Source organism: Chitinophaga sp. LS1 (genome assembly GCF_034274695.1).
Classification (GTDB): domain Bacteria; phylum Bacteroidota; class Bacteroidia; order Chitinophagales; family Chitinophagaceae; genus Chitinophaga.
Map to the genome: position 1 here is coordinate 3,030,962 of NZ_CP128362.1, position 14,602 is coordinate 3,045,563.

At 44.5% G+C, this 14,602-nt stretch carries 13 protein-coding genes and 1 other RNA gene; 8 read left to right on the forward strand and 6 right to left on the reverse strand.

Annotated features, from left to right (window positions below; genetic code table 11):
- Positions 1-51 precede the first annotated feature (51 nt).
- Positions 52-2,463 carry a BamA/TamA family outer membrane protein gene (locus tag QQL36_RS12650; RefSeq protein WP_083720935.1) on the reverse strand — a complete coding sequence of 804 codons (2,412 nt, stop codon included), beginning with the start codon at positions 2,461-2,463 and terminating at the stop codon, positions 52-54.
- Positions 2,464-2,569: 106 nt separating this feature from the next.
- On the opposite strand from QQL36_RS12650, the gene QQL36_RS12655 reads away from it, so the two are divergent.
- Positions 2,570-3,301: an RNA methyltransferase gene (locus QQL36_RS12655; RefSeq protein ID WP_321569886.1), complete on the forward strand. Its 732-nt coding sequence runs from the start codon at positions 2,570-2,572 to the stop codon at positions 3,299-3,301.
- Here QQL36_RS12655 and QQL36_RS12660 read toward each other — a convergent pair.
- Positions 3,294-4,526 (reverse strand): ABC transporter permease, encoded by a 1,233-nt coding sequence (locus QQL36_RS12660; protein ID WP_083720931.1) that lies wholly within the window; start codon positions 4,524-4,526, stop codon positions 3,294-3,296. The genes QQL36_RS12655 and QQL36_RS12660 overlap by 8 nt on opposite strands.
- 94 nt (positions 4,527-4,620) lie before the next feature.
- Here QQL36_RS12660 and QQL36_RS12665 point away from each other — a divergent pair, with 94 nt between their 5' ends.
- The gene (locus QQL36_RS12665; protein WP_083720928.1) at positions 4,621-5,907 is read left to right on the forward strand and encodes a DUF5103 domain-containing protein; all 1,287 of its coding nucleotides are present in this window, start codon (positions 4,621-4,623) and stop codon (positions 5,905-5,907) included.
- Between the two features lie 83 nt (positions 5,908-5,990).
- Here the strand turns inward: QQL36_RS12665 and QQL36_RS12670 are convergent, their stop codons facing one another.
- From QQL36_RS12670 to ffs, 3 genes are all read right to left on the reverse strand, one after another.
- Entirely contained in the window at positions 5,991-7,310 is a 1,320-nt protein-coding gene (locus QQL36_RS12670; RefSeq protein ID WP_321569887.1) for an NAD(P)/FAD-dependent oxidoreductase, read from the reverse strand.
- A 198-nt stretch (positions 7,311-7,508) separates the two neighbouring features.
- Positions 7,509-8,159 carry a fructose-6-phosphate aldolase gene (gene fsa, locus QQL36_RS12675; protein ID WP_321569888.1) on the reverse strand — a complete coding sequence of 217 codons (651 nt, stop codon included), beginning with the start codon at positions 8,157-8,159 and terminating at the stop codon, positions 7,509-7,511.
- Positions 8,160-8,405: 246 nt separating this feature from the next.
- Positions 8,406-8,505: signal recognition particle sRNA small type (ffs, locus tag QQL36_RS12680), an RNA gene on the reverse strand.
- A 290-nt stretch (positions 8,506-8,795) separates the two neighbouring features.
- Here ffs and QQL36_RS12685 point away from each other — a divergent pair.
- Together QQL36_RS12685 and QQL36_RS12690 are read left to right on the forward strand one after the other, a co-directional pair.
- Positions 8,796-9,248 carry a DUF5684 domain-containing protein gene (locus QQL36_RS12685; RefSeq protein ID WP_321569889.1) on the forward strand — a complete coding sequence of 151 codons (453 nt, stop codon included), beginning with the start codon at positions 8,796-8,798 and terminating at the stop codon, positions 9,246-9,248.
- An 87-nt stretch (positions 9,249-9,335) separates the two neighbouring features.
- A complete protein-coding gene (locus QQL36_RS12690) occupies positions 9,336-9,815 on the forward strand; it encodes an RDD family protein (RefSeq protein ID WP_321569890.1) in 480 nt (159 codons plus the stop codon).
- Positions 9,816-9,818: 3 nt separating this feature from the next.
- On the opposite strand, the gene QQL36_RS12695 is transcribed toward QQL36_RS12690, so the two are convergent.
- Complete coding sequence (locus tag QQL36_RS12695; RefSeq protein ID WP_321569891.1) at positions 9,819-10,550, reverse strand: RDD family protein; 732 nt, start codon at positions 10,548-10,550, stop codon at positions 9,819-9,821.
- 47 nt (positions 10,551-10,597) lie between these two features.
- Here QQL36_RS12695 and QQL36_RS12700 point away from each other — a divergent pair, with 47 nt between their 5' ends.
- From QQL36_RS12700 to QQL36_RS12715, 4 genes are all read left to right on the forward strand, one after another.
- Positions 10,598-11,581, forward strand: a complete 984-nt coding sequence (locus QQL36_RS12700) for a stage II sporulation protein M (RefSeq protein ID WP_321569892.1) — start codon at positions 10,598-10,600, stop codon at positions 11,579-11,581.
- Positions 11,578-12,402: a DUF4129 domain-containing protein gene (locus QQL36_RS12705; protein ID WP_321569893.1), complete on the forward strand. Its 825-nt coding sequence runs from the start codon at positions 11,578-11,580 to the stop codon at positions 12,400-12,402. Before QQL36_RS12700 ends, QQL36_RS12705 begins: the two co-directional genes overlap by 4 nt.
- Positions 12,403-12,473: 71 nt before the next feature.
- Entirely contained in the window at positions 12,474-13,622 is a 1,149-nt protein-coding gene (locus QQL36_RS12710) for a DUF4350 domain-containing protein (RefSeq protein WP_321569894.1), read from the forward strand.
- On the forward strand, positions 13,622-14,602 hold the full coding sequence (locus tag QQL36_RS12715; RefSeq protein WP_083720910.1) for an AAA family ATPase: 981 nt from the start codon (positions 13,622-13,624) through the stop codon (positions 14,600-14,602). Before QQL36_RS12710 ends, QQL36_RS12715 begins: the two co-directional genes overlap by 1 nt.

A 14,602-nucleotide genomic window follows, 5' to 3' on the forward strand; every position in this document is an offset into this window, starting at 1 on the left:
GGCGAAAGCGTTTTTGTTTTAGCGGGCCTGCGGCCTGCTTTTAAAATTCGTTTAGAATGGATACCCAATCGCCACGTTCCAGATAATATGATCCCTGCGCCAGCTTCCACTGCCCAGGTCCCACTCACTCAAAAACCAGCCATCTTTATTCCCTGTAAAATAAGGCACCTTCACAGGTATACCCCAATCCAGGCGTATCAGGAAGAAAGAGAAGTCAAGTCTTAAACCAGCACCGGTACCAATCGCGAGGTCGTGGTAGAGTTTGTTCAGCCTGAACTCAGAACCTGCGCGGGAAGTATCTTTCTTCAACATCCAGATATTACCCATATCCACGAAAGTCGCGCCCTTCAGGTTCACACTTCCATTGAAAAGACGCAATAAGTCAAAACGGTATTCAATGTTCCCTTCCAGCTTCATATCACCTGTCTGATCAGGGAAGGTAGCCGCTGTGGCTGATGTATCTTTAAATGTACCAGGACCTAAGGTACGCAGCCTCCAGGCACGTATACTATTCGATCCACCCGCGGTAAACTGGCGGATATAAGGCATTACACTCGACTTGCCATAAGGAATGCCCACACCACCGTAAATACGTGTCGCCAGCGTAGTGTGCGGTGTCAGGTTCCAGTAATGACGGTAATCGGCTTCCATCTTAATGAAGCTCGCAATATCCATGTTGGTGAGCGATTCCAGGTCATTGGTAGTACCAAATGCAGCGCTCATCAGGCTATTGATCCCATTCAGCCATGCACCGGATTCTTCGATATTGGCCCTGAAGTAGGAATTATGCAGTTTATGCAGCAGGTCATTGTTGCTATAGATGTAAGTGAGGTTTTCCCCACCTATGAAAGCCGGTTCAAAGCTCCGTTTCAGATAAGGGTTATTTGCCACGGTCGTTGCCTTGAACGTTGGGTTCAGGTTTACGCCTACATAGTTTAGTGAGATCGGTTTTACATTCCATGCTTTATAAGCAGACTCTTTCCACTCATAACCAAAGGAGGCATTGATATTGGAAATATAAAACTTATCGGTACGTGTCAGGTAGTCAATACCCGTTGTGAGGCGGGTTTTTACCCCTGTACGGGTAGACGCGATATGGAAAGGCGTGATAAAGCGTGGAAAGATCAGACTCACCTGTCCGCCGATCTCCTGTGACTGCAATACCCAATTACCCTGGTTACGGATCAGTTCAATACCGCCATTCAGACTAACAGTGAGCTGGGTGGCTGAGCGACCTACGTTCAGGTGTTTATAGTTCAGGCTGACACCGCTACCGAGCAGGTAGTCGGACGATGTACTCACCTCAAAGTTGGCTCCCAACTCCTGTTTACGCTTAGGCGCCAGGAAGAGGTAGGTTTCCAGTGTGTTTGGTTGCGTTTTGCTTTCCCTGAACTGAAGGGTCACGAACTGCCATGCACCCAGGTCATAGAGGTGGCTGATGGCGTCGTTAGTCTTTTGCTGGGAATAGAGTTCGCCATTGTGCAGGCTGATGGAGTGCTGAATCACCCTGGGTTTGAACATATTCTGGCGGTAGCGGATGACGAGGTCATTCAGTTCCAGGCGCTTGAATATCGTATCGTTGGTATTGCCGTAGCTGGGATAATCAGGATACACATACACACTATCCAGGTGATACTGCTGGTAGCGGGTGCTGGTGTCGTCCGGGTTCCTTATTTTGACAGTGATATCCATTTTGGGGTTATCCTGTCCTTTCTTTTCGTTGTATACGTTGATGATCCCTTCAAAAGGGTTCATGAGGTTGCGGAAGAGGGTTTTGTGCAGCGTATCGATTTCAAACTCGATAGCATCCCTGTCAAATTTATAGTAACCGGCATTGCGCACTACCCGCATCAATCTTTCCCTTTCACTGCCCAGTAGTTCCTGTTTGTAAGACATGCCGGTTTTGATAAGGGAGAGTTTTTCGGTTTGCTGTACCACTTTAAGGATGTTGGTATCGGGTACTTCGTAGCGGATACTGTTGATCACGAAGTTCTTGCCGGTATTTACCAAATAAGTTAGGCTTGTCTTCTGGTGCCTGGTAGTTTCCTTATAGTCCACGGTAGCGTAGAAGTAGCCCTGGTTATTCAGGTAGCTCACCATTCTTTTTACCGATTCTTTGGTTTTCATGGAATCGTAGACTACAGGTTCTTCCAGGTTACGCTTGGAGAGCATCAGGTTCCAGAACCAGTTGGATTTTTTCTCTTTATTTTTCTGGTTGTAGAGCCACACTTTCATGCGGGTGCCGATGAATGAGGTATTGGACTGCTGCATCATGAGCTGTTTGGAAGCGAGGGAGGCGTGGATATCCTGTTTTTCGGCGGATGTGGCATCTCCTTTTACGTTCACATTGCTCTGAATGAATAGTTGCTGGTTGCTTTGCAGGTATTTAGTATTGGAACAGGCAGCCAGCACCAGTATGGTTATTGTTGAAACAAGAAGATTCAGAAAGGTTGGCCGCTGCATCAAGTCAATACAATGTTTATTGTTTATAGCAAGAATTCCATGACGTACATAGAACCATTACCTGTGTGGCTTTGCCGATTAAAAGAATTCATGTAGGTTTGGTCCTATGTTGTCAAAGGCGCAAATTAAGTATATTCAATCATTACAGCATAAAAAATACCGTCAAAAATCTGGCCAGTTCATTGCTGAAGGTGATAAGATCGTTCCTGAGCTGGTATCCGGGGGCATGACGGTGAGAGAAGTGTATGCTACCAAAGAGTGGCTCAGTGGGCATGAACAGTTATTGAAAGGACGCGTACCTTTCATCGAGGTAGAAGCACATGTATTAAAACAATTATCTGCCCTGACTACCCCCAATCAGGCCCTGGCACTGATAGATATTCCGAAAGCAGCGCCTTTGGTACTGAAAGGCCAGGTGTCACTTGCATTAGACACGATCCAGGACCCCGGAAATATGGGCACCCTGATACGGATAGCTGATTGGTTTGGCATCAGACAACTGATCTGCACACCGGATTGTGTAGATGTGTATAACCCCAAGACGATCCAGGCTACCATGGGCAGTATTGCCAGAGTGAACATTATTGAAACGGATCTCTTACCCTTACTGGAAAACGCAGAAGTTCCTTCTTATGCCGCTACCCTGCACGGAACGGATATTACTTCCTTCTCCAAAATCGCGGAAGGCATCATCCTGATCGGCAATGAGTCAAAAGGATTGAGTGATGCCGTGATCGAAGCTGCTACGCACAAGCTCACCATTCCCAGACTGGGTGGGGCTGAATCCCTGAATGCCGGTGTGGCAGCGGGAATTATCTGTGGGCGATTGCTTATTTAAACTGTAATGCTTTTACAGGTGTGATCTTTCGTGTAACCAAAGACGGTATGGTGAGGATGAGCAGGCAAATGAGGAAAGTACCCAGGTTGATGAGGACGACATGATACCAATGCAGGTCTATCGCGGCTGCAGACATATAATAACTTTCTTCGTCCAGCTTCAAAAAGCCGGTTGTCTTTTGTAACATCGCCAGACCTACACCGAGTATATCACCTATGATTAATCCTGCCAGTACGATATACCCTGCCTGGTAGATGAAAATACGCTGGATATTGCCGTTACGCATACCGAGTGCTTTTAGTATGCCTATCATATTCGTACGTTCGAGAATGAGGATCAGGATGGCGGTGATCATGTTGATAACTGCCACGATGGCCATAATGACGAGGATGATGATCTCATTTTTATCCTGCAGTTCCAGCCAGTCAAAGATATTTGGATAGATGTCTTTGATAGTGCGGAGAGCCAGTTTATCAGGAATACCATTTAACGATTCTTCCCCTATTTCGGTCATTTTACGGTAATCATCAATGAATATTTCATATCCGCCAATGCTGCCTACCGGCCAGTTATTCAGTTTGCGGATCAGCTCCAGGTCACCAATGACGTAGGTCTTGTCATATTCTTCCACAGCTGTTTTATAGATGCCCGTTACCTTGAGCTTTCTGGCTCTTGGGGTAAGGCCTGCGCCTTGTATAAAATAAATGATCAGAGGGTCGTTGACTTTCAGTTGCAGCTCTTTGGCCATGGTGCTGGAAATGATAATTTCCGGTGCATAGCTGGTGTCATTGAAGTGAATGACATTGCCAGACTGCATAAAATGCTGAATGTGAGACCAGTTATAATTACGGTCCACGCCTTTGAAAATTACACCGGAAAGGTCTTTCTCCGCCTTGATGATAGCCGATTTAGTGGCGTAAAGATTCACGGTGTTGATACCATTTATTTTTTTCAGGTAGCTGACAATGTTAGTATCTGCTTCGAATGGGATCTGTTCTGTGAGGGGACCAGCGTTAGCCTGGTAATTGTTAATATGCATATGCCCCCAAAAGCTGAAGATCTTTTGCTGAATGACCTGCTGAAAACCGTTTACCAACGCGATTGCCAGAATCATAACAGCTACGCTGATAGCGGTGGCTACCACGGCAATGTTGATGATGAACCTGGAAAAAGAGCCGGACCGGTTGAAGGCGATCCTTCTGGCAACGAAGAACGATAAACGCATGAGACAAATGTATCAAATTTTCTGATGGGTAAAAGAGGGTTTTGCCACTAGCCGGGGAAAAGGTCGTACCTTAACATTCCTATATAGATAAGTTATGATGATAAAGCCCTACTTCTGTATACCTGTAATCGGGCTGCTGTTATACTTTATTCCGGCAGTAGCGCAGGATAACATCTATGGACCTGGTCACATTTACTACAATAATATCAGGTCTGTAAAACTGAATCAGTCCGGCGATCAGACAGCTTTCCCCCTTATTTCACTGAGTGGGGATGCCGTGGATCTTACATTTGATGATCTGGATGCGGATGTCAAAAACTACTATTATACATTACAGTTGTGTAATGCAGACTGGACACCCGCCAATATCAATCAGCTGGAATACCTGAGGGGTTTTTCTGAGAACAGGATTACGAATTATAAATTTTCCAGTATAGCGCTGGTACGATATACACATTACGAACTGTCGTTGCCGAATGCGAATTGCATGCCTACAAAGGCGGGCAATTACCTGCTGAAGGTATACCTGGATAGCGATACGTCGCAACTGGCATTTACAAAGCGATTGCTGGTAGTGAGTAATAAAGGAGGGTTGAGTGGCGTGATACAGCAACCGGTATCGCCAAAGGTGTTCAAGACGAATCAGAAGGTGAATTTTACGGTGAGTACAGGTGGGTTGAATGTGGTGAATCCTTTTGATCAGTTGAAGGTGGTGATCTTGCAGAACTACAGGTGGGATTTTCCGATACTGAATCCGAAGCCGATGTTTATAAAGGGGAATACGATTGAGTATAATGCGGAGATGGATTGTCAGTTTCCGGCAGGGAAGGAGTGGAGATGGATTGATCTGAGGAGTTTCCGGTTGCAGACGGAACGTGTGAAGAAGTCAGATTATCACCCTGATGGTACGGATGTATATGTGATGCCGGATTATCCAAGGGGGAATACGATGTATTCTTACGTGAAGGATTATAACGGCATGTACTTTTTAGCGACGATTGATAATTATGATCCGTTTTATGAAGCGGATTATGGAACGGTACATTTTACTTATCCTGCGCCGGAGCCGTATGCAGGGTTTGATCTGTACCTGATAGGGGAGTTGACAAATTATGAGTACAATGACGCAAGTAAGATGGTGTATAACCCGCAGACGAGGGCTTATGAGGGAACGATGTTTTTGAAGCAGGGTTTTTATAATTATGAATATGCGTTGCTGGATACGAGGGATCCGGATGCCAGGCCGAGTACGACAGAGACTGAGGGCGATTGGTGGGAGACGGAGAATAATTATACTATACTATTGTATTATAGAGATTTGGGAGGAAGGTATGATGAGTTGGTGAGTACGGTGACGTTGAATTCGAGATTAAATAGATAAAACAAAAAACGCTTTCGCCATAGGCGAAAGCGTTTTTTGTTTTATCTATGGCCTGCGGCCAGCTTTTAAATTGACTATACGATTTACTGTACTGTTTGTCTCAATTTCACAATATTGGCCGCACCTCTCTTTATAATAATTCTCGTACCTCTGTCAAAAGTAAAATATCTATAAAACCAGTTTGTAAGCACCACCAGTTTATTCCTGAATCCCAATAAGCTCATCAGGTGCACCAGCATCCACACGATCCATGCAAAGTACCCACTGATTTTCATTCCAAAAAACTCAGCAATCGCTTTGTTACGACCAATGGTCGCCATGCTGCCGAGGTCTTTATACCTAAATGGTTTGATAGCAGATTTCTGTCCTTTGGCAATAAACCTGATATTGTGCGCCACGTTCACTCCTTGCTGAATGGCTACCTGTGCTACCATTGGATAGCCTTTAGGAAAGCGTTCCGGATCATTCACCATCTGTGCGATATCACCTACGGCATAGATATTTTCATATCCTTTTACCACGTTGAATTCATCCACAATGATGCGTCCGGCGGGAGCGATGATATCTGTAGGGATACCGTTCACGGGCACGCCTTTTACACCTGCCGCCCACAGCAGAGATTTACTTTGCAGTTTTTCTCCATTGCTAAGGGTAAGGGTTTCCCCATCATACTCTTTCACAAATGTATTGAGGATGACATTCACACCCAGTTTGTGTAAGCCGTCCAACGCTTTTTGGGAAGATTGTTCACTAAAGCCATTCAGTACGCGTGGGCTACCTTCTACCAGGTAGATCTTCATGAGGGATACCGGTAGTTCGGGGTAATCCTTGGGCATAATGTACTTGCGCAATTCTGCAAAAGCACCGGCCAGTTCCACGCCTGTAGGGCCTCCACCTACCATGACGAAGTTCAGTTTTGACTGAATTTCTGCAGGGTCTGAAAGCAGCAGGCTCTCTTCGAATTGTTTGATTACGTAGTTACGGATCTGTACGGCTTCGATGAGTGACTTCATACCAATAGCATGTTGTTCAATCGCTTTGTTGCCAAAGAAATTGGTGGCACTACCGGTGGCGAAGATCAGGTAATCGTAGTGCAGTTCGCCGATACCGGTTTCCAGAATATTGTCGGCAGGGCGTACACCTGTTACTTCGGCCATACGGAAGTAGAAGTTTTTCTGGTGTTTGAATATGCCGCGAAGGGGAAAAGCAATGCTATCCGTTTCGAGGCCGGCAGTTGATACCTGGTATAGTAAAGGTTGGAATAAGTGATAGTTGTTCCTGTCTAGCAGGACCACCTGAACGGGGGCTCCTTTCAATTGTTTAGCCAGATTAATACCTCCAAAGCCTCCACCAACAATAACAACACGGGGTAAACCTAAATCTGGGACATTCGGCTGAATCATAAAAACATCATTTAGCGATCAATGAAATATAGTAGAAGAAATCTATGCCAATTAGATAGGGCACTATGTTTTTAAACGCCGGAGTTTATAAATGCATATCAAAGTTATAAAACTTTCAGAAAAAAATGAAAGTTATAAATAAAAAAATCCCCGATGCATTGCTACACCGGGGAGAATATACCATCTAAAAAGTATCTACTACATTTTCTTAGCGTCCTCGAGGAACTTAGCCAGACCGATGTCAGTCAATGGGTGTTTCAGCAGACCCAGGATTGAATCGAGTGGGCAGGTACAGATATCAGCACCGGCTTCAGCACATCTTACAATGTGGAGCGCGTTGCGGATACTAGCTGCAAGGATTTCAGTTTTGAAGCCCTGAATGCTGTAGATCTGAGCGATCTGAGCGATCAGTTCAACACCATCCCATGATGAATCATCGATACGACCGATGAATGGAGATACGAAAGTAGCACCGGCTTTAGCAGCCAGGATAGCCTGACCTGCAGAGAATACCAGTGTACAGTTTGTTCTTATACCGTTGTCAGTGAAGTATTTCAGTGCTTTTACACCATCCTTGATCATTGGTACTTTCACCACGATGTTTGGGTGAATAGCAGCCAGTTTCTTACCTTCTTCGACCATTGATTTGAAATCGGTAGAAAGTACTTCTGCGCTGATAGGACCGTCTACTAGTTCGCAGATGTCTGCATAATGTTTCAGGATATTTGCTTCACCTTTGATACCTTCTTTCGCCATCAGGGAAGGGTTGGTGGTTACGCCGTCGAGCACGCCCAGGTCGTGTGCTTCTTTAATCTGTGCCAGATTTGCTGTATCTATGAAGAATTTCATGGTGAAATGTATTTAGTATGATTTAGTAATGAATTCAACGAAGTAAGTTATGCAACAATTCACAGATTGTCAAGCATAACGTATTGCAAATATAGACCCATACGAGTATAGATGAATCTTAAATTTGAAATCAATAAATAAAAAGCTGAAGATTACTGGGTCATACCACACAGGCCATTCGTATGAAGAGAATAGTGAGAATCAGCTATTGACGAGCGCCTGATGACCTGGAATAAAAAAGATAAAAAAAGGCAAGGTACTTACATCGCACCGCTACAACCGCCTACCCTTGCTACATTCCTGTCCTGGGGGAGTTCAGCAGGAGCTGGTCGTATAAGCCTTGCCGGCTGCAAATGTAGAACAATTGCATTAACTTCCAAACATATTTTAAAAGATTCTATGAAAATCTTAAAAAATGCAGTATTTTGAAGAATATAAAATCGGGGTTCGGGACGATAATTGTCGACGTAGTTATATGTTTGAGGCCAACTAATCAGCATTTTATTTCTTTAATTTTTTTAATGAGTATCCCTATCAGGTATTTTTTTAAAAAAATACACACCACATTATATAGATTTAAAAAAGAATATTTATTTTGTTTAAAATTAACCGTTCACCTAAAAATTAATTAACCTCATGGAAACAACTTACGACGGCGGCGGCATTAGCAGCATCTTTGCCATATTTGGAATAGGATACTTCATTTTTATGTTGGCGCTTTCTGTTTTTTCAATCATTGTTCATTGGAAAGTATTTGAAAAAGCAGGTCAGCCTGGTTGGGCGATATTTGTTCCTATTTATAATTTTATTGTATATCTCCGTATCATCGGTAAACCATGGACATGGGTTTTCCTGATTTTCACGCCTGCTGTTATCGTAGGTGCTTTCATCGTATGGATTAATGGTTCTATGGCCATGGCCAGAAGTTTTGGCAAAGACACTATGTTTGGTCTTGGCCTCATGTTCCTGGCACCAGTCTTCTACGCGATCATTGCATTCGACAAGACCATCCAATATGTAGGGCCCAATGGTATTCCTACAGAAGATCTGGACAGCCAGATCGGCAGCATCGGAAAGCCGGCAATGTAATAGTTTTTTGTTGTTTTTTTGCCATATTGATCTGCTGCCGGTTGCTCACAGGGCCGGCAGTTTTTTTAATTTCTATCACTTTTGAGCATGTACCAAGGAGAGGACATTTTAAAGGAATTCGATGATGAAGTGACGATCCCCGACTCAGTAGACATGGGTGTCAGGTTTGTTAATTTTATAATTGACTGGCTGTTGTCGATGGTTTACCTGTTTGCCACTGCATTTTGTTTGGGCATTGTACTAGGGCTGACAGTTCCCAACTTTAGTTATTGGATCATAGAAAATAGAGGGCTGTTCAAATTTCTGAGTTATGTATTCGCTTATACGGTCTGGCCGCTTTACTATGTTTTGCAGGAAGGGCTTTTAAAGGGACGAACAATTGGGAAATTGATTACAGGTACTGTCGCTATCCGCCTGGACGGGCAGCCACTTTCATGGGGAAACGTATTCGGCAGATCTTATGCCCGCATTGTTCCGTTTGAGATGTTTTCAGGCTTCGGCACTCCATGGCATGACAGCTGGACTGCAACGACCGTTGTTAAAAAAGCAGACTTAGTGACAATGTAATTTTTACCGGGTTGTATAGTAGTTGTAATCGTTCAGCACGGTCTCCAGGAACTGGTAATGATCCATCTCTGTTTCGATCACCAATACTTCTTTTACTCTCGCTGATACTCTGGCTATCAGATCCTGATTACCAGATTTGATAGCCTGGTCCATCAATACCTTGATCTTATTCATATCTCTGTCAGACAAGCGAAGGATCTGTGGAAAGTGAGGCTCGTAGTTGAGCGAAGACATATCCCGGTAAATGGTATCCTGTATACTGCTTTTGTTCTTTGTATTCACTACTATTGTACCGGCTACTACATCGCCCAGGCGCTGGTCATAATTGGAACGGACCATGGAGATGATAGGAATGGCACCATTCAGGAACAGGAATCCCCAGGGTGTTTCGATCATACGGAACATCCAGCGGATCAGGTGCTGGCTGATACTTGGCTTACCCCCATTCAGACTCCTGACCTTCAGGCCTAACATCATTTTTCCGGGAGATTGCCCGTTCATCGTAATCTCAAACAAAAGATAATAGAGCGACACCGGGAGCAAACAAAAGAGAATGTACATCACTGTTTCAGTATTGCCGGACAGGTGCATCCTGTTAAACGTTACATAGATAGCAATGATAAATGCCAACCGGATGAGAACGTCAATAAACCATGCCAGAAACCGCATCATAATGTTGGCAGTTTCAAATTCCAGCTCTATATTGAAGGATGTAGGTATTTTTACATTAGCCATGTACAAATTTACTAATTAATGTATATGTTTGTTATAATGGATAACCCATGCGTGAGACTACTTTTATAAAGAAAAATTTACCCCGCTGGAAAAAGTACCAGGAGGAACCAACCGAGGATCCGGATGAGATGGCTGCACGGTTCACCAGTTTGCTGGATGACCTTGCGTACGCCAAAACATTCTATAGTTTCAGCAAGGTCACAGGTTACATTAACAGTCTGGCGGCAGACATCTACCAGCGGATCTACGGAAACCGCCAGGAAAAGGACGGCCGTTTTCAGCGATTCTTTTTGTACGAGTTACCCCTGATCTTCCGTAAATATCATCGATTATTATTATTCACCGCTATATTTTTTCTGTTATTCTGTGTTATGAGCGCATTTTCTGCCGCCCGCGACGAAACTTTTGTAAGAGGAGTGCTGGGCGATGAGTATGTGAGCATGACGGAACGGAATATCAGTAACGGGGACCCATTTGGTGTGTACGGTAATGGAAATGAGCTGGTTATGTTCATGACGATTGCCTACAACAATATCAGGGTGGCGATCATGTGTTTTATGGGAGGGATATTTATGGGTATTGGCACCTTATACATCCTCATGTCCAATGGGGTGATGCTGGGAGCTTTTCAATATTTATTTTTTGCCAAAGGGCTGGGGTTGAAGTCGGTGCTGGTGATCTGGATTCATGGTACGCTTGAAATTTCTTCCATCGTTATCACAGGGGCCGCAGGTCTTGTGATGGTAAGTGGCCTGATCTTTCCGGGTACGCGCAAGCGACTGGATGCCCTGAAAAAAACAGCCAGAGATGCGGTCAAGATGATGATCAGCCTGATCCCGGTATTCCTCACCGCTGCATTCCTGGAAGGGTTTGTGACCCGGCATACCAAAATGCCCATGTTTGCAAGTGTAAGTATCCTGTCCCTGTCCCTGATATTTATAGTAGGTTATTTTGTGGTATACCCGATTTATATATACCGCAGGGGATTCAGACTGGATGAAGCCGGCAAAGTTATAAAACCTGTGAAATGAGGGAAGGATTGAAAGCATTATTACTCGCATTATTACTACTGCCCGGTAGCCTGTTTGCACAGGATACCAGCGTAAGTATTATGGAAGAAGCTCCGGTACCACAGGTAACGGCAGATATCGATACCGTGGTGGCCCTGAATACAGCCCCATACCTGTATGACGAAGCAATACCTATGGATGCAGATACCATAGACGACTATGACGAAGCATCTGCCTTGCTGATCCGGAAATTGCCAACCGAGGTAAAAGATAAATTCAGCAAAGACAAAGAACTGGTATATCACCAGAAGCCTCCCCAAAAACCATCCAACTTCAATTTCAAATGGCTGGAGGCTATTTTCATTGGGATTGCATACCTCTTCAAAGCTTTCTGGTGGCTCATCGTCATCGCCATTCTGGCCACAATGGGGTTGGCTATTTTCGTTTACCTCCGCAGAAACGGTTATGTGTTTAAGTGGAGTAAAACGGAAAATAATAAGGAGGATATACAGCTGGTAGAAGAGGATCACGATGCGAGTGGATACGAAAGTCATATTCAGCAGGCTATTGCAGAAGGGAAGCTCAGACTGGCAGTGCGCCTCATGTACCTGCAGACAATACGGGTACTGGCCGATAAAGAAATTATTGTGTACAGTAAGGAGAAAACAAATTCGGCTTACCTGCGTAGCTTGTCGCAAACCCAGTGGCATAAACCTTTTGCACGACTGACTGTGGATTACGAATATATATGGTACGGTGAAGTGCCTGTGAATGGGGAACAATTCAGCACTATTCAGGGGCAGTTCAAACAATTTATGAACGAATTAGGCTATATCCGGTGAAAAGAACAATAGGCATAATCATCGCTTCTGTATTCTTGCTATTGTTCGTGGTAGCAATAATAGCTTCCAATATGCAGTCGTTATCACGGGATGAAGACCTGCACCTGGAAAAGCAGACATTTTCTTATAAGGATAAAAATCCGGGGGGCTGCTATGTCATGTTCGAATCTCTGCCATCCTTTTATGATGGCGAACATCCCAATGTGGTTTCCAAGCCATTTGCTGCCACCGCTAAGAAGGACATTAGTCTCAGAACTGGTGAAGGTATTCTTTACTACCTGGTGGCAAACAGGCTGTTTACCACGGCAGAAGATGTGGATTCCATGATTGAGTTTGTGAACAGGGGCAATCAGCTTTTTGTTGCAGCCAATGATCTGGACAGCACCTTTATAAGCAGGTTATATACCAAAGTGTCGAACAACACTAATTTCTTTGCAAAACCAGGTGCCGAAGAGCACTATGTGAACCATGCACTGACACCTGATACTGTATATACCCGGGATTCAATTGCAGGGGGGCGCTACTTTACCCTGCTGGATACGGCCAGAACAACGATATTGGGTACTGACAGTAATTTCAGGGCCAACTTTGTAAGGATCAATGTCGGGAAAGGACAGGTCTTTTTGCTGCTGCAACCTTCTATCCTGACCAACTACTTCCTGATGTATAAACACAATCTTGGTTCACTGGAAAAACTGGCAGCTTACACCTATGGTTATTACACCGTGTATTGGGATGAATTCTATAAATATCACCAGTATCCACAGGAAGGAGAATTTAGTCAGTGGAGTGTGCTGATGCGCTATCCTGCCCTGCGCTGGGCGTTGTGGCTGCTGGTATTGCTCCTGCTGCTGTATGCCCTTTTTGAAAGTAAAAGAAGACAGCGGATTATTCCTGACAAAGTTGTGCTGACAAATAACTCACTGGAATTCGTAGAAGCGCTGGGGCAGTTATACTATCAACAGCATGACAACGTGAACCTGGCGAGAAAGATCATCATGCAATGGCTGGAATTTATCCGCACAAAATATTATCTGAATACAAATACCATCGACGACGAGTTCATACGTCGTTTATCACATAAAACAGGTATGCCACTGGCAGATGTAGAAGCGATCATTGACAGCATTCACTTTATACAGCTGGCAGATAAAATCACAGATACATACCTGAAGGAGTTTTATAGTAAAATACAGGCGTTTTATTTAAATACTAAATAATGGAGGAAACTACATTTCATCCCCGTACAGATTTTTATGCATTGCACCAGGGTGTAGCTGCTATACGGGAACAGATAGGAAAAGTAATTGTCGGTCAGCATGAAATGGTGGAACTGCTCATCACCGGTTTGCTGACACAGGGACATGTGCTGATTGAAGGTGTACCCGGAGTAGCAAAGACGCTGACCGCAAAACTGCTGGCCAGAACTATTGATGCAGATTTTTCCAGGTTACAGTTCACACCTGATATTATGCCTGCCGATGTGATAGGTACCTCCATATTCAATCCTGAAACGAGGAACTTTGAATATAAACGTGGACCGGTTTTCAGCAACCTGGTACTGATTGATGAAATCAACCGTGCCCCTGCCAAGACACAGGCGGCCCTGTTCGAGGTGATGGAAGAGAAACAGATCACCAACGATGGCATCACGCATCCATTGCCTGCGCCATTCATGGTGGTCGCTACCCAGAACCCCATTGAACAGGAAGGAACTTATCGCCTGCCTGAAGCACAGCTGGACCGTTTTCTCTTTAAGATCGAAGTGAAATATCCTTCACTGAACGAGGAGATCACCATGCTGCAGGCTATGCACCAGTTCAATGGTCTGACAGACCTGACGAAGATGGTGGATAAAGTGGTGACTGCCAGCCAGATCATCGAATTCCAGGCACTGGTAAGGCAAGTACATATTGAAGATAAACTGCTGCACTACATTGCAGCACTGATCCAGGAAACCCGTGTGAATGCTTCCCTGTACCTGGGTGCATCTCCCCGTGCTTCTATCGCGGTGATGAATTGTGCAAAAGCAACTGCGGCCGTTAACAACCGTGATTTCGTAACGCCGGATGATATTGTGAACATGCTGCCACATGTATTGCGTCACCGTATTATGCTGACACCTGAGCGTGAAATGGAAGGCATCACAACCGATGAAGTGATCGCCCAGATCATCAAAGCTGTAGAAGTACCGAGGTAA